At 70.8% G+C, this 14043-nt stretch carries 15 protein-coding genes and 1 tRNA gene; 6 read left to right on the top strand and 10 right to left on the bottom strand.

Annotation, left to right across the window (positions count from 1 at the left end; all coding sequences use genetic code 11):
• Nucleotides 1-24: 24 nt before the first annotated feature.
• A complete protein-coding gene (locus ASF35_RS05775) occupies nt 25-939 on the top strand; it encodes a dihydrodipicolinate synthase family protein (protein WP_055964098.1) in 915 nt (304 codons plus the stop codon).
• A gap of 175 nt (nt 940-1114) precedes the next feature.
• On the opposite strand, the gene ASF35_RS05770 is transcribed toward ASF35_RS05775, so the two are convergent.
• Nucleotides 1115-1750, bottom strand: a complete 636-nt coding sequence (locus ASF35_RS05770; protein ID WP_055964095.1) for an isochorismatase family protein — start codon at nt 1748-1750, stop codon at nt 1115-1117.
• Nucleotides 1751-1852: 102 nt separating this feature from the next.
• Here ASF35_RS05770 and ASF35_RS05765 point away from each other — a divergent pair, with 102 nt between their 5' ends.
• Nucleotides 1853-2806, top strand: coding sequence for a GlxA family transcriptional regulator (locus tag ASF35_RS05765; RefSeq protein WP_055964092.1), 954 nt, complete (start codon nt 1853-1855; stop codon nt 2804-2806).
• Nucleotides 2807-2901: 95 nt separating this feature from the next.
• Here the strand turns inward: ASF35_RS05765 and ASF35_RS05760 are convergent.
• Nucleotides 2902-2983: transfer RNA gene (locus ASF35_RS05760), tRNA-Tyr, on the bottom strand.
• A gap of 127 nt (nt 2984-3110) precedes the next feature.
• Between ASF35_RS05760 and ASF35_RS05755 the strand changes: the two genes are divergently transcribed.
• The 3 genes from ASF35_RS05755 to ASF35_RS05745 all read left to right on the top strand — a co-directional run bounded on the left by ASF35_RS05755 (nt 3111) and on the right by ASF35_RS05745 (nt 4657).
• Nucleotides 3111-3503, top strand: coding sequence for a helix-turn-helix transcriptional regulator (locus ASF35_RS05755; protein ID WP_055964090.1), 393 nt, complete (start codon nt 3111-3113; stop codon nt 3501-3503).
• A 1-nt stretch (nt 3504) separates the two neighbouring features.
• Nucleotides 3505-3990 carry an SRPBCC domain-containing protein gene (locus ASF35_RS05750; protein WP_055964087.1) on the top strand — a complete coding sequence of 162 codons (486 nt, stop codon included), beginning with the start codon at nt 3505-3507 and terminating at the stop codon, nt 3988-3990.
• A 175-nt stretch (nt 3991-4165) separates the two neighbouring features.
• Nucleotides 4166-4657, top strand: coding sequence for a YajQ family cyclic di-GMP-binding protein (locus ASF35_RS05745; RefSeq protein WP_055964084.1), 492 nt, complete (start codon nt 4166-4168; stop codon nt 4655-4657).
• Between the two features lie 42 nt (nt 4658-4699).
• On the opposite strand, the gene ASF35_RS05740 is transcribed toward ASF35_RS05745, so the two are convergent.
• From ASF35_RS05740 to ASF35_RS05730, 3 genes are all read right to left on the bottom strand, one after another.
• Complete coding sequence (locus ASF35_RS05740; RefSeq protein WP_055964081.1) at nt 4700-5083, bottom strand: hypothetical protein; 384 nt, start codon at nt 5081-5083, stop codon at nt 4700-4702.
• Nucleotides 5084-5165: 82 nt separating this feature from the next.
• The gene (locus tag ASF35_RS05735) at nt 5166-5906 is read right to left on the bottom strand and encodes a TIGR02206 family membrane protein (protein ID WP_055964078.1); all 741 of its coding nucleotides are present in this window, start codon (nt 5904-5906) and stop codon (nt 5166-5168) included.
• A gap of 17 nt (nt 5907-5923) precedes the next feature.
• Nucleotides 5924-6511, bottom strand: coding sequence for a bifunctional 2-polyprenyl-6-hydroxyphenol methylase/3-demethylubiquinol 3-O-methyltransferase UbiG (locus ASF35_RS05730; protein ID WP_055966224.1), 588 nt, complete (start codon nt 6509-6511; stop codon nt 5924-5926).
• A gap of 93 nt (nt 6512-6604) precedes the next feature.
• Here ASF35_RS05730 and rarD point away from each other — a divergent pair, with 93 nt between their 5' ends.
• The gene (gene rarD / locus ASF35_RS05725; protein ID WP_082480402.1) at nt 6605-7546 is read left to right on the top strand and encodes an EamA family transporter RarD; all 942 of its coding nucleotides are present in this window, start codon (nt 6605-6607) and stop codon (nt 7544-7546) included.
• Nucleotides 7547-7656: 110 nt separating this feature from the next.
• On the opposite strand, the gene ASF35_RS05720 is transcribed toward rarD, so the two are convergent.
• The 5 genes from ASF35_RS05720 to nuoK are packed head-to-tail and all read right to left on the bottom strand — an operon-like array spanning nt 7657 to nt 14031.
• Nucleotides 7657-8637: a polyprenyl synthetase family protein gene (locus ASF35_RS05720; RefSeq protein WP_369797006.1), complete on the bottom strand. Its 981-nt coding sequence runs from the start codon at nt 8635-8637 to the stop codon at nt 7657-7659.
• 28 nt (nt 8638-8665) lie between these two features.
• Nucleotides 8666-10282 (bottom strand): NADH-quinone oxidoreductase subunit NuoN, encoded by a 1617-nt coding sequence (gene nuoN / locus ASF35_RS05715; RefSeq protein WP_055964072.1) that lies wholly within the window; start codon nt 10280-10282, stop codon nt 8666-8668.
• Nucleotides 10282-11862 carry an NADH-quinone oxidoreductase subunit M gene (locus tag ASF35_RS05710; RefSeq protein WP_055964068.1) on the bottom strand — a complete coding sequence of 527 codons (1581 nt, stop codon included), beginning with the start codon at nt 11860-11862 and terminating at the stop codon, nt 10282-10284. Before ASF35_RS05710 ends, nuoN begins: the two co-directional genes overlap by 1 nt.
• The gene (nuoL, locus tag ASF35_RS05705; protein ID WP_055964066.1) at nt 11859-13751 is read right to left on the bottom strand and encodes an NADH-quinone oxidoreductase subunit L; all 1893 of its coding nucleotides are present in this window, start codon (nt 13749-13751) and stop codon (nt 11859-11861) included. The genes ASF35_RS05710 and nuoL overlap by 4 nt, the downstream gene beginning before the upstream one ends.
• Nucleotides 13752-13761: 10 nt before the next feature.
• Complete coding sequence (gene nuoK / locus ASF35_RS05700; RefSeq protein ID WP_055966220.1) at nt 13762-14031, bottom strand: NADH-quinone oxidoreductase subunit NuoK; 270 nt, start codon at nt 14029-14031, stop codon at nt 13762-13764.
• Between the last annotated feature and the right edge of the window lie 12 nt (nt 14032-14043).

Raw genomic sequence — 14043 nt, 5'->3', positions numbered from 1 at the left:
CGACCCGCTCGAAGAGGACCCACCATGACGCTCGACCTCCGCGGCCTCACCCCGGCCCCCGTCACCCCGTTCACCCGCGACCTCGAGGTCGACTACGACGCCGTGGCGTCACTGACCCGTTGGTACGCCTCCATCCCCGGCATCACCGGCCTGGTCTACCTCGGCCACGCGGGCGAGGGCACCTACCTCACGCAGGAGGAGCAGGTGAAGGTCATCGAGGTGGCCGTCGCGAACGCCGGCGACGTGCCGGTCATCGCCGGCATCACCGGCGAGGGCGACAAGGTCGCGGGGCTCGAGGCCAAGCGCGCCGTCGACGCCGGCGCCAGCGCCGGACTCCTGTACCCCTCGCACGGCTGGCTCCGCTTCGGCTACCAGCAGGGCGCCCCGCAGGAGCGCTACCGCATCGTGCACGAGGAGTCGGGCCTGCCGCTCATCCTGTTCCAGTACCCCGATGCCACCAAGGCCTCCTACGACCTGCAGACCCAGCTCGAGATCGGCGCGCAGCCCGGCGTCTTCGCGACGAAGAACGGTGTGCGCAACATGCGCCGCTGGGACACCGAGATCCCCGTCCTGCGCCAGGAGCTGCCCGACCTGCAGATCCTCTCCTGCCACGACGAGTACCTGCTGCACACGATGTTCGACGTCGACGGCCTGCTCGTCGGCTACGGAGGAATCGCCCCCGAGCTGCTGGTCGAGCTCATCGCCGCCGGCAAGGCGCACGACTACCCGGCGGCCCGCGCCCTCCACGACGCCCTGCTCCCGGTGACCAAGAACGTCTACCACCGGGGTTCGCACATGGAGGGCACCGTGGCGCTGAAGCTGGCCCTCGTGGAGCGCGGGAAGCTCGAGCACGCCGCCGTCCGCCCGCCGCTGCTCGACCTCGCGCCCGAGGCGCAGGGCGAGATCAGCCTGGCCCTGAAGCAGGCCGGGATCATCTGATCCCACCCCGCGACCCGGTGGTTCCCGGCGTCGCGCCCCGACCCGCCGTGTGGACACGCGGGGCTCGGACCCACCTGACGGGTCCGGCTCGGGGCGCGACCCTGGGGGTCACCAGCGCACGAGACGCCCCTCGCCGGCCGGCGAGGGGCGTCTCGTCGTGCGGGACGCGTGGCGCTCAGCCGCTGAAGCGCTCCCGGCCCTGGAGAGCAGACGTGCCGAGGTCGCTCTTCGGCAGCGCGGTGCCCGCCCGGGCGGCCTCGACCCAGTCGTCCGTGGTCCCGACGGCGGCGAAGTTGGAGTTGAGCAGCACCATCAGCGTCGTGTGCACCTGCTCGGCCGACGCGCTCCCCGCCTCGTTCGCGAGGTGGATGGCCCCGGTCGCGTCCGACAGCACCTCGGCGGCGATGCCCCGCGTCTCTGCGTCGGCGGCCGTGGCGAGGTCGCAGTTGTTGGTCATGTAGCCGACGATCGTGATCGTGTCGACCTGCCGGTCGGCGAGCCACTCGGTGACACCGTCGGCGCTGAACGCGCTGCCGTGGACCTTCGAGGCGCGGCCGAACTCCGGCCTCAGGCGGCGCTCGACCTCCGGGTGCAGCTCCCAGCCCTTCGAGCCGACCGCGAAGACGGGCGAACCCTCCGGCAGCTCGTGCTGGAGCACCAGGACCGGCACGTCGAGCTCGACGGCGACGTCGATGGCTCGGGTGATGTTGGCGAGCGACTCCTCGCGGGGTGGGTGCTGGACCTCGAGCGGACCGTCGACGTACTCGTTCTGGACGTCGACGACGACGAGGGCGCGGCGGGTGGCGGTCACGATGGTGCTCCTTGGTTCGTCCGGGTGGACCTCCATCCTCGGGGTGGGGGCCAGGTACCGTGAGTGGCCCGAACGCCACCTATCGATGCTTCCAGGACAATCATGCGGATCGCGGTCCACGCCTTCGACGGCATCAGCCTGTTCCACCTGTCCGTGCCGACGACCGTCTTCGCCGAGGTCGCGCGGCTCGGCCTCGACTCCTCCTGGCGCACCACGGTCTGGAGCAGCGAGGCCCGCGTGACGACGGCGGAGGGAGTCTCCCTCGGCGACCTGGCCGGTCCCGACGCGACGACGGACGCCGACCTGCTCGTCTTCCCCTCGTGGCACGCCGACCTGCGCCCGGCCGACGACACCGTGGCCACGGTGATCCGGGAGGCGGCCTGGCGGAGTGCTCGCCTGGTGGGGCTGTGCCTGGGTGCGTTCCCCCTGGCCGGAGCGGGGGTGCTCGACGGACGGTCCTCGGTCACCCACTGGGGCGCCGCCGAGGACCTGGCGGCGCGGTACCCCGACGTCGACGTCGACGCCGACGCGATCTACGTCGACCACGGCGACGTGCTCACCTCGGCCGGGACGGCCTCGGCCATCGACGCCTGCCTGCACGTCGTCCGACGCGAGCTCGGCTCCGAGGCGGCGACGACCCTCGCCCGGCACCTCGTCGTCGCACCCCACCGCGAGGGCGGGCAGGCGCAGTACATCGCTCGCCCCATGCCCGAGCCCGACGGCGTCGGACAGCTCGGTGACACCATCGCGTGGACCCTCGAGCACCTGGACCAGCGGATGACCGTCGAGGCGATGGCCGACCACGCACGGATGAGCACCCGCAACTTCACCCGTCGCTTCACCGAGGCCACCGGCGCGAGCCCCGCGCGGTGGCTGTCCGGACGCCGCCTCGACGAGTCGCGCCGACTCCTGGAGCGGACCGACCTGCCGGTCGCGTCGGTCGCGCGGCGGTGCGGCTTCGGCAGCGTCGTCACGTTCCGCCAGCGCTTCACCGACGCCTACGGCACCACGCCGACCTCGTACCGTCGGCGCTTCGCTGCGCTTCCCCATCACTGAGCCGCCCGCAGCGGGTGGAGCTCGATCATGAAGAACGGGCCCCGCCGGGCTCTCGCCCGACGAGGCCCGTCGGTTCCAGCGACTCTCTCACGCTGTGGCAGGTGCAGGATTCGAACCTGCGAAGGCAATGCCGGCTGATTTACAGTCAGCTCCCTTTGGCCGCTCGGGCAACCTGCCAGGGATGCTGCCCGCCGAGACGGGCAACGACGAGAAACCATACCGCAGAGGGGCCTGCGCAGCCCAACCGCATCCGCGCCCTCGAAGGGGTTGACAACCTACAACCACCTAGTTGTAGGTTGTGCTCATGAGTGATCACCAGGACGACGACCGGGCCGATGCCCTGTTCGGCGCCCTGGCCGACCGGACCCGGCGCGACATCCTGCGCCGCGTGCTGGCCGGGGAGCACTCCGTGAGCCGGCTCGCCGAGCACTACCCGATGAGCTTCGCCGCCGTGCAGAAGCACGTCGCGGTGCTCGAACGGGCCGGTCTGGTCACCAAGCGTCGGGTCGGCCGCGAGGCCCTCGCGAGCGGGGACGTCGAGGCCGTGCGGTCCGTCGCCTCGATGCTCGGCGAGATCGAGGCCGTGTGGCGCGGACGCGTCGCCCGGATCGACGACCTCCTCGCCCAACCGACAGCCCAACTCACCACACCGTCCGAGCAGCCCGACACCACCACCCACACCACCCAGGAGAAGTGACATGCCCGTCATCGACGTCCAGAAGGACCTGGACCAGCGCACCATCACCATCACCGCCGAGTTCGCCGCTCCCGTCGAGCGCGTGTTCGGCCTCTACGCCGACCCCCGCCAGCTGGAGAAGATCTGGGGACCGCCGACCCACCCCGCGACGTTCGTCGACCACGACCTGACGCCCGGCAGCCGCATCACTTACTACATGACCGGCCCGGAGGGCGAGAAGTACGGCGGCTACTGGGACGTGGTCTCCGTCGACGCCCCGCACGGCTTCGAGGTGCGGGACGGCTTCGCCGACGCGGACCTGAACCCCGTCGAGAGCATGCCGTCCTCGACCAACAGCTTCCGCTTCGAGCCGATCGACGGCGGCACCCGCGCCACCTACGTCTCCACCTACCCGACCGCCGAGGCCCTGCAGCAGGTGCTCGACATGGGGGTCGAGGAGGGTGCGCGGGCCGCCATGGGCCAGATCGACGACTTCCTGGCGGCCTGACCCGGCAGGGGTGCCGGGCCCTGGGCGGCAGACGGCCCAGCAGGGGTGCCGGGGCTGCGTCACGGCCTGGGGCGGCGGACGGCACGGCGGGCACTCGAGGCGAGCGCCTAGTCTGAGGGGCGGGACCCGCGGGTCCCGCCCCTTCGCCGTCCCAGCCAGCACAGGAGAGAGAACCGTGGCCGACTCCTCGTTCGACATCGTCAGCAAGCTCGACCGTCAGGAGGCCGACAACGCCCTCAACCAGGCGATGAAGGAGATCTCCACCCGGTACGACTTCAAGAACACCGGCGCACTGCTGGAGTGGAAGGGCGAGGAGGGCATCGAGATCACCGCGAACGCCGACGAGCGCGCTCTCGCCGTGCTCGACGTGTTCAAGGAGAAGCTCGTCAAGCGCGGCATCAGCCTCAAGGCGCTCGAGACCGGCGATCCCCGTCAGAGCGGCAAGGACGTCAAGATCAACGGCACGTTCAGCCAGGGCATCAGCACCGAGCAGGCCAAGAAGGTCTCCAAGCTCATCCGAGACGAGGGGCCCAAGGGCGTCAAGGTCCAGATCCAGGGCGACGAGCTGCGCGTCACCAGCAAGAAGCGCGACGACCTCCAGGAGGTCATCGCGCTGCTGAAGGGTGCCGACCTCGACTTCGCGGTGCAGTTCGTCAACTACCGCTGACGGACGCATCACCCGGTCGAGGCCGGCCGTACCCCCTCGGCGTCAGCGGTCGACGCGGACCACCGACAGGTCCTCGGCGATCTCGACGCTGACGTCGTCGTCGTTGCCGAGGTCGACCTCGACCTCGTAGGCGTGGTCGCGGTCGTCGCTGCGCTCGACGTCGGTCACGCGCCCCTGGCCGACCTCGTCGAGGGCGACCTTCTCGAGCTGGCCGCGCAGGTCGGCGTCGGTCACGTCGTCACCGTCACCGCCGTTCGTGGACCCGGCCGACGGGCTCTCCGACGTCGGCGCACTCTCGGTGGACTGCGCGGACGAGGTGGCGGCGGGGACGACGTCGTCATCGGCGTCGTCGGAGCCGCAGGCGGTCATGCCGAGTGCGAGCACGAGGGCGGTGGCGGAGGCGGCGAGCAAGCGGGTGGTCTTCATGGGGTTCTCCTCGGGGGCTTGGTGTGGTCCCCATGCAAGGCCCCGTGCGTGAGAGCGGCATGACGCGACGGTGAGAGGCTTCTCATGCAGGGCGCGCGGCGCCGGCGAGGGTGCCGGTGCGGGCGCGCGTCCACGGCCACACCAGCAGAGCCCAGACTGCGGCGACCACGGCGATCTCGACCGCCACGTACCAGGGCCACGCCGGCAGGACGTCGAGCAGCGAGGCGCGGCTCGGCTTGCCGTTGAGGTAGCCGTAGTTGGTGTCGGCGAGCGTGTTGTAGACCAAGACCGACGCCGCCCAGACGAGCGTGATCACGACCGTGCGGCGGTAGGTCGACCACGTCGGCAGCACACCGAGCCCGACGACGAGGTAGACCGCGGCCCACACGATGAGCAGGTGCATCGCCCAGAACATGACGAACCTCGGCTCGGGCCAGGCGGAGGCGAGGTCGGGCGTGGCCATGCCTTGCGTCGTGAGAGTGAGGCCCCAGAGGTAGGTGACGGTCGACGTGAGACGAGAACGCGTCCACAAGGCGTGCACCGCGAACATCCAGGCCAGGTCGCACAGCTGGAAGGGCAACGACGTGCGCGGGTTCCACTCCGCCGGCAGCAGCTGCAGGACCTGCAGGGGCACCGTCACGGCGACGATGCCGACGGCGAGGACGCGGCTCGTCGTGGCCTCCCCTGCCGTTCCGCGCACCCGCCGGCCGAGCAGCACGATCGGCACCAGGCCGACGGCGAACAGCACGAGCACCGTCACGTGGCTGGTGTCGTACGCCTGGAACTCCCCCGCTGCGAGCACGTCCCGTCCGTCGATCACCACGACCGCAGCGTAGACCGCTAGGCGGGCCGCCGGGCGATCGTCACCGCGAAGTCGGACGCAGGGGTGAGCGGCCGCAGGTCCCACGTGGCGAACCGCTGCTCCACGGCGAGGCCGGCGGCGTCGAGGTCGGCGTCGAGGTCGGGCAGGCCGTAGTGCCAGTCGAGGCGGAAGCCGAGCACCAGCGCCCCGTCGTCGGTCACGTGGCTCGCGAGCCGCTGCACCACCTGTCGCTCGGTTCCCGGCGCCAGGAAGACCATCACGTTGCCGGCCGTGACCACGACGTCGAACGTCTCGCCGAGGTCGAGCCCGGCGAGGTCGGCTACCAGCCAGCGAGGCCCGGGGTGCGTGGCCTGCGCCTCGGCGACCAGCACCTCGTCGGCGTCGACGCCGGTGACGTCGTGCCCCCGCCGGTGCAGGGTCCCGCCGAGACGTCCGGCACCGCACCCGGCGTCGAGCACCCGGGAGCCGCGCGGGCTCAGCGCGTCGACGAGCCGCGCCTCGCCCTCCAGGTCGGCACCCTCGGCCGCCAGCTCGCGGAACCGGTCGCGGTACCAGGTGGAGTGGTTCTCGTCGGTGTCGGTGAACCAGCGTGGTGTCGACGTCATGGACACCATCGTGGACGATCGCCCACCCCCGTGCGCGTCCGGCCGGACGGCCCGTCGCATCGACTCGGACCGGACCGGGCCTACGCTCGGACGGTGACGCAGCAGGACACCCCCACCACCACGGCGCCTCGAGAGGGCAGCGGGCTCCCCTACGGCATCGGCGCGTACCTCTGCTGGGGACTGTTCCCGCTGTACTGGCCGCTGCTCGAGCCGGCCGGACCGCTGGAGGTGCTGGCCCACCGCATCGTGTGGTCGCTGGTCTTCGTGCTCGTGCTCATCGCCGCGACCCGACGCTGGGGACGCTTCCGCGACATCGCCCGTGACCGCACGCTCATGCTGTTCCTCGCGCTCGCGTCGGTCACGATCGCGCTCAACTGGGGCGGGTTCATCTGGGGCGTCACCAACGGGCACGTCATCGAGACGTCGCTCGGCTACTTCATCAACCCGCTGGTCACCGTGCTCCTCGGCGTGTTCGTGCTCAAGGAGACCCTGCGGCCCGCCCAGTGGGCCGCCGTCGGCATCGGGTTCGTGGCCGTGGTCGTGCTCACCGTGGACTACGGGCGCCTCCCCTGGATCGCGCTCCTGGTCGCGGGCTCGTTCGCGACCTACGGGTTCCTCAAGAAGCGGGCCTCGCTCGGGGCCTTCGAGGGGCTCGGCATGGAGACGCTCATCCTGGCGCCCGTAGCCGTGGCGTTCCTGGTCGTCCTCCAGCTGCGCGGCGACCTGACCTTCGGCCACGCGGGTGCCGCGAACGCGACGCTGCTCGTCGGGACCGGTGTGGTCACGGCCATCCCGCTGCTCATGTTCGGGGCCGCCGCCACCCGGCTGTCCCTCACCACCATCGGGCTCCTGCAGTACCTCGGACCGTTCCTGCAGTTCCTGCTCGGCCTGTTCGTCTTCGACGAGGCGATGAGCACCGCGCGCTGGATCGGCTTCGCCCTCGTGTGGTCGGCGCTCGTGATCTTCACGATCGACGCGATCGGCAACCGGCGCCGCATCCTGCGCCAGACCGCCACCAACGCCGAGGCCTGCTGACCTCCCCGTTCGCTCCCCCGACCGCGTCCTGACGCGTCGCGTCGATCCCTCCCGGCAAGACCGACGCGAACGCGTCAGAACGCGGGGTGGAGGCGCGGGCGGTGGGGCTGTCAGGCCAGACGCGTGGCGAGGGAGTCGCAGAGCGCCTCGAGGGCGCGGCGGGCCGGCACGTCGGGCAGGTCGGCCAGCAGGGCTCGGGCGGCGTCGGCCTCGGCCTGCACGTGCGCCCGCGCCTCGGCCATGGCCGGGTGCACCCGCAGCGCGGCGAGCACCTCCTCGACGACGGCGTCGTCCTCGATCGGGCCGGCGAGGAGCTCGCGCAGCTCGGCGTCGGCCGGGTCGGTGCCGCGCAGGGCGAGCAGCGTGGGCAGCGTCGGGACGCCCTCTCGCAGGTCGGTGCCGGGCGTCTTGCCCGAGTCGTCGCTCTCGCTGGCGATGTCGAGCACGTCGTCGCTCAGCTGGAACGCCACGCCGATGCGCTCGCCGAACTCCGTGAGCGCGGCCTCGACCTGCTCGCCCGCGCCCGCCGCCCGCGCACCGAAGCGCGCCGACGTGGCGATCAGCGAACCGGTCTTGTCGGCCACGACGTCGAGGTAGTGCTGCAGCGCGTCCTCACCCTCGGACGGACCGATGGTCTCGCGGATCTGCCCCCGGACGAGCCGCGAGAAGGTCTCGGCCTGGATGCGCACGGCCTCGGTGCCCAGCGTCGAGACGAGCTCGGAGGCCTGCGCGAAGAGGTAGTCGCCCACGAGGATCGCCAGCGAGTTGCCCCAGCGGTCGTTGGCGCTCGGCGCCCCCCGCCGCAACGGGGCCTCGTCCATCACGTCGTCGTGGTACAGCGTGGCCAGGTGGGTGAGCTCCACGACGACGGCCGACGGCACGACGTCGGGGTGGTCGGGGTCGCCCAGCTGCGCGGCGAGCACCACGAGCAGCGGCCGGAACCGCTTGCCCCCGGCGTTCACGAGGTGGGCGGCGGCCTCGGCCACGAACGGGTCGGGGCTGTCGACGGCCTCGGCGAGGCGACGCTCGACGGCCTCCACCCCGAGGCGCACGCGCTCCTCGAGGGTCGGGTCGTCGAACGAGACTCCCAGCGACACGTCTGCTCCTGGTCCGGTGGGCTCAGCGCACGAACGTGCCCGCGTGCTGAGCGAGATCGAGCACCGGCCCTGGAAGGATGCCCATGGCCACCGTGCCCACAGCGGCTGCTGCGATGACCACCGTAGTCAAGAGGCTCGGCAGCGCGACCGTCGGCCCGTCGCCGACGGGGTCGGTGAAGAACATGAGCACGATGACGCGCACGTAGAAGTAGGCCGCCACGGCGCTGGTCAGCACGCCGGCGACCACCAGGGCGCCGTACCCGCCCGACCATGCGGCGCTGAACACGCTCCACTTACCGATGAAGCCGCCGGTGAGCGGGATCCCGGCGAACGACAGCATGAACAGGGCGAACGACCCGGCCAGGAACGGCGACTCCTTGCCCAGCCCGGCCCACCGCGACAGGTGCGTGGCCTCGCCTCCGGCGTCGCGCACCACCGTGACCACGGCGAACGCCCCGATGGAGGCCACGCCGTAGACACCGAGGTAGAAGAGGATGCCCGAGACCGAGGTGATCCGGTCGGTGTCGGCCACGTAGGCGCCGGCCAGCCCCACCATGAGGAACCCGGCGTGCGCCACCGACGAGTAGGCGAGCATGCGCTTGACGTCGGTCTGCGCGATGGCGATGAGCGAGCCGACGACCATCGTCAGCAGGGCGATGACCCACAGGGTCGGACGCCAGTCCCACGAGGCTCCGCCGAAGGCCACGAACAGCACGCGCATGAACGCGATGAACGCCGCGGCCTTCGTGCCCGCCGCCATGAACGCGGTGACCGGGGTGGGGGCGCCCTGGTAGACGTCGGGGGTCCACTGGTGGAAGGGCACCGCGCCGACCTTGAACAGCATCCCGACGCTGATCAGCGCGACGGCCGCGAGCAGCAGGTGCTCACCACCCGTGCGCGAGGTGACCGCGGTGTCGATCTCCGAAAGCCGGAAGCTGCCGGAGTACCCGTACGCCAGGGCGACGCCGTAGAGGAAGAACACCGACGAGAACGCACCGAGCAGGAAGTACTTGAGCGCGGCCTCCTGGCTGAGCAGGCGCCGACGTCGCGCCAGCCCGCACAGCAGGTACAGCGGGAGGCTCATGACCTCCAGCGCCACGAACATGGTGATGAGGTCGTTGCTGGTGGCGAACAGCATCATGCCCGTCAGCGCGAACAGGGCCAGCGGGAAGGTCTCGGTGTGCTCGAGGCGCAGTGTCGTGGCCTCGGCCTCGCCGGCCGAGCCGGGAGGATCGACCGCCCGGCCGGTGAAGGCGCTGAGCCCGCCGTCGAGGCGACGCTCGGCGAACAGGGCCACGCTGAGCAGGGCGAACAGCAGCAGCAGGGCCCACGTGAAGACGCCGGGCCCGTCCACGGCGAGGGCGCCCTCGGTCACGACCGAGCCGCGCGCCGTGACGTCGCCCTCGATGCGGTCGAGGGACAGGTAGACCCGCACCGTGTCAGCGAACGCGGCCACGATGCCGACGGCGGCGAGCAGCGCCTGTGCGGCGAATCGCGTGCGGCGGGGCCAGAAGGTCTCCACGAGCACGGCCACCATGGCCACGCCGCCCACGACCAGCAAGGGGGAGACGAGCGACCACTCGACGGTGGGCGCGGCGATGTCGGGTCGGTCGGCGACCAGTGGCAGCAGCGTCGACATCAGTGACCACCCTCCGTCTCGTGCGAGTCACGGGTCGGGACGTAGGCCCCCGACTCGCTCAGACCGTCCAGGCTGGCCGGGGTCCGCGGCGCGGGGTCGCCGACGCCGACCTGGCTCACGACCTCGGTCACCGCGGGGTTGATGACGTTGAGCAGCGGCTGCGGGTAGAAGCCCAGTCCGACGATCAGGACGATCGCCGGCGTCAGGGCGGCCACCTCGCGCGGCTCGAGGTCGCGCACGGCCTCGGCCCCCGGCTGCAGCGGTCCGGTCATCGTCCGCTGGTACATGATCAGGATGTAGAGCGCCGCGAGCACGATGCCCAGCGTCGCGAGCACCGCGGCGGGCACCGACCGGGTGAACGTGCCGGCCAGCACCATGAACTCGCTGACGAACGGCGCGAGGCCGGGCAGCGACAGGCTCGACAGGCCCGCGACCAGCAGGATCCCCGCGAGCACGGGCGCGATCTTCTGGACCCCGCCGAAGTCACGGATGCTCGCCGACCCGCGGCGCGAGATCATCATGCCGGTCACGAGGAACAGCGCGGCCGTCGAGAGCCCGTGGTTGAACATGTAGAGCGTCGAGCCCGCGGTGGCCGTGTGGGTGAAGGTGAAGATGCCCAGGATGATGAAGCCGAAGTGCGAGACCGACGTGAACGCCACGAGCCGACGGATGTCGTCCTGGCCGATCGCGCACAGCGCCCCGTAGAGGATGCTGATGACCGCGAGGGTGATGACCACGGGGCTGGCCCACTCCGAGGCGCCGGGGAAGATCTCCAGGCACCAGCGCAGCATGCCGAACGTGCCGACCTTGTCGATCACGCTGACCATGAGCACCGACGTGCCCGGCGTGGCCGTGCCGGCGGCGTCGGGCAGCCAGGTGTGGAACGGGAAGAGCGGCGCCTTGATCGCGAACGCGGCCATGAAGCCGATGAACAGCAGCCGCTCCGTCGTGGTGCTCATCTCCAGCCCCGAGAGGTCGGAGAGCAGGTACGTGGGATCGCCGGCGCGGGCCGTGACGACGTACAGGCCCACGATCGAGGCGAGCATGAGCAGGCCGCCGACCAGGTTGTAGATGAGGAACTTGACCGCCGCGTAGGTGCGCCCCGCCCCACCGTAGGAGCCGATGAGGAAGTAGATCGGGATCAGCGTCGCCTCGAACAGGACGTAGAACAAGAAGGCGTCGGTGGCGCAGAAGACACCGATCGCGAGACCTTCCAGCACGAGCATCCACGCGAGGTAGGAGTTCACGCTGCGGCTTGAGGGGATGCGGTCGTCCCAGGCGGCGAGCAGCACGATGGGCACGAGCACCGTGGTGAGCAGCACGAGCGTGAGGCCGATGCCGTTGACGCCCAGCGAGTAGTGCGCCCCCAGGGGACCGATCCAGTCGTGCAGCTCGGTCAGCTGGTAGCCACCGGCCTGCACGTCGTAGCGGGCCATCATCGCGAGCGAGAGCACGAGCGTCAGCACGCTGAACGCGAGCGCCACGATCTTCACCGAGCGCGCGCTCGCCGCGGAGCGCGGCATGAGCGAGATGGCCAGGGCACCCACGAGCGGGGTGGCGGCGAGGACGGACAGGATCATGCGAGGGTCACCGCCAGGAGAGCGAGCACCACGACGAGCGAGCCGACGAGGATGCTGAGGGCGTAGCTGCGCACGTAGCCGGTCTGGGGCTTGCGCAGGAACTGCGAGGTGTCGCCGAGTCGGTCGGCGAGGCCGGTGACCAGTCCGTCGACGAGCTTGGCGTCGAGGTACACGAGCACCCGGGTGAGGTGGCTCGTGGGCCGGACGACGAGCACGTCGTTGACGGTGTTGCCGTAGAGCTCGTGGCGGCCCGCGCGGGTGAAGGCGGAGACGTCGCCGTCGGACGGCGCCACCTGCGTGATGGGGCCGCGTCCGAACGAGCCCCGCGTGTAGGTGAGCCAGGCCAGGGCGACGCCGACCGCGACGACGAGCGTCACGATGATCGACATGCCCCACGCCGGCACCGCCAGCTCGTGGTGCTCGGTGGGTCCGACGACCGGCTCGAGCCAGTGCTCGATCCAGCCGCCGAGGAGCAGCACGCCGCCGAGCACCGACAGGGCGGCCAGCACCATGAGCGGCACCGTCATGACGCGCGGCGACTCGTGCGGGTGCACGTCGTCGAGCCAGCGCTTCGGCGAGGTGAAGGTCATGACCATGAGCCGGGTCATGTAGAACGCCGTGACCCCGGCACCGAGCAGCGCCGCGAGGCCCACCCAGAACGAGTGCCCGAACGCCGCCTCGATGATCTTGTCCTTGGAGAAGAAGCCGGAGAACCCGGGGAACCCGATGATGGCGAGGTAGCCCAGGCCGAACGTCGCGAAGGTGATGGGCATGGCTCGCTGCAGCGCACCGTAGTGCCGCATGTCGACGTCGTCGTCCATGCCGTGCATCACCGAGCCGGCCCCGAGGAACATGTTGGCCTTGAAGAAGCCGTGGGTGATGAGGTGGAAGATCGCGAAGGCGTAGCCCGCCGGGCCGAGTCCGGCGGCCAGCATCATGTAGCCGATCTGGCTCATGGTCGAGCCGGCCAGCGCCTTCTTGATGTCGTCCTTCGCGCAGCCGATCCATGCACCGGCCAGGAGCGTGACGAGGCCGACGACCACGACCGCCGTCTGCGCCGTGGGCGCCGCGTCGTACACCCCGTTGCTGCGGACCACCAGGTAGACGCCCGCGGTGACCATGGTGGCGGCGTGGATGAGGGCGGAGACGGGTGTCGGGCCCTCCATCGCGTCGAGCAGCCAGGCCTGCAGGGGCACCTGGGCGGACTTGCCGCACGCGCCGAGGAGCAGCAGGAGGCCGAGCGCGGTCGCGACCGACTCGCTCGCCGAGCCGACCGCGCCGTTGACCGCCTGGATCGACGACGTGCCGAACTGCGCGAACATCAGCATGATCGCGAGCGCCATGCCGAGGTCGCCGACGCGGTTGAGCACGAAGGCCTTCTTGGCCGCGGCCGCCGCCGACGGCTTGTGCTGCCAGAACCCGATGAGCAGGTACGAGGCCAGGCCCACGCCCTCCCAGCCCAGGAACAGCACCAGGTAGTCGTCGGCGAGCACGAGCGTGAGCATCGCCGCGATGAAGATGTTGAGGAACGCGAAGAACCGACGGCGCCGCTCGTCGTGCTCCATGTAGCCGATCGAGTAGACGTGGATCAGCGTGCCCACGCCGGTGATCAGCAGCACGAACAGCGCCGACAGCGGGTCGAACCGGTAGGCCATCTCGACGTTGAACGGCCCCGCCGAGATCCAGGTGAACAGCGAGTCGGCGACGGAGCGGTCGTCCTCGGGCCGACCGAGGAGCTGGACGAAGGCCACCAGCCCGATGACGAAGGAGGCCGCGGAGGCCGCCGTGCCGACGAGGTGGCCGACGCGGTCGCCCTCCTTGCCCCACACGAGCAGGCCGAGGCCGCTGACCAGCGGCACCACGACGAGCAGCCAGACGAGATCGAGCACGCCTACCCCTTCAGAGCTTCAGGAGGCTCGCCTCGTCGACCGAAGTCGTACGACGCGTGCTGTAGATGGACACGATGATGGCGAGGCCGATGACGACCTCCGCCGCGGCCACGACCATGACGAAGAACGCCGCGATCTGGCCGTCGAGGTTGCCGTGCTGACGGGCGAAGGTGACCAGGGCGAGGTTGGTCGCGTTCAGCATGAGCTCGATGCACATGAAGACGACGATCGCGTTGCGGCGCACCAGGACGCCGACCGCACCGATGGTGAACAGGATCATCGACAGCGTGAG

The organism is Aeromicrobium sp. Leaf291, assembly GCF_001423365.1.
Taxonomy (GTDB): Bacteria; Actinomycetota; Actinomycetes; order Propionibacteriales; family Nocardioidaceae; genus Aeromicrobium.
The sequence above is the reverse complement of the archived record's forward strand: the minus strand, read 5'-3'. Positions and strand labels throughout refer to the sequence as shown.

What these genes read in the sequence shown, in the direction of transcription:
- ASF35_RS05775 (WP_055964098.1), top strand. Translation starts at nt 25, where the DNA reads ATGACGCTCGACCTCCGCGGCCTCACCCCGGCCCCCGTCACCCCGTTC.
- ASF35_RS05765 (WP_055964092.1), top strand. Translation starts at nt 1,853, where the DNA reads ATGCGGATCGCGGTCCACGCCTTCGACGGCATCAGCCTGTTCCACCTG.
- ASF35_RS05755 (WP_055964090.1), top strand. Translation starts at nt 3,111, where the DNA reads ATGAGTGATCACCAGGACGACGACCGGGCCGATGCCCTGTTCGGCGCC.
- ASF35_RS05750 (WP_055964087.1), top strand. Translation starts at nt 3,505, where the DNA reads ATGCCCGTCATCGACGTCCAGAAGGACCTGGACCAGCGCACCATCACC.
- ASF35_RS05740 (WP_055964081.1), bottom strand. Translation starts at nt 5,083, where the DNA reads ATGAAGACCACCCGCTTGCTCGCCGCCTCCGCCACCGCCCTCGTGCTC.
- ASF35_RS05730 (WP_055966224.1), bottom strand. Translation starts at nt 6,511, where the DNA reads ATGACGTCGACACCACGCTGGTTCACCGACACCGACGAGAACCACTCC.
- nuoN (WP_055964072.1), bottom strand. Translation starts at nt 10,282, where the DNA reads ATGTCGACGCTGCTGCCACTGGTCGCCGACCGACCCGACATCGCCGCG.
- ASF35_RS05710 (WP_055964068.1), bottom strand. Translation starts at nt 11,862, where the DNA reads ATGATCCTGTCCGTCCTCGCCGCCACCCCGCTCGTGGGTGCCCTGGCC.
- nuoK (WP_055966220.1), bottom strand. Translation starts at nt 14,031, where the DNA reads ATGATCCTGTTCACCATCGGTGCGGTCGGCGTCCTGGTGCGCCGCAAC.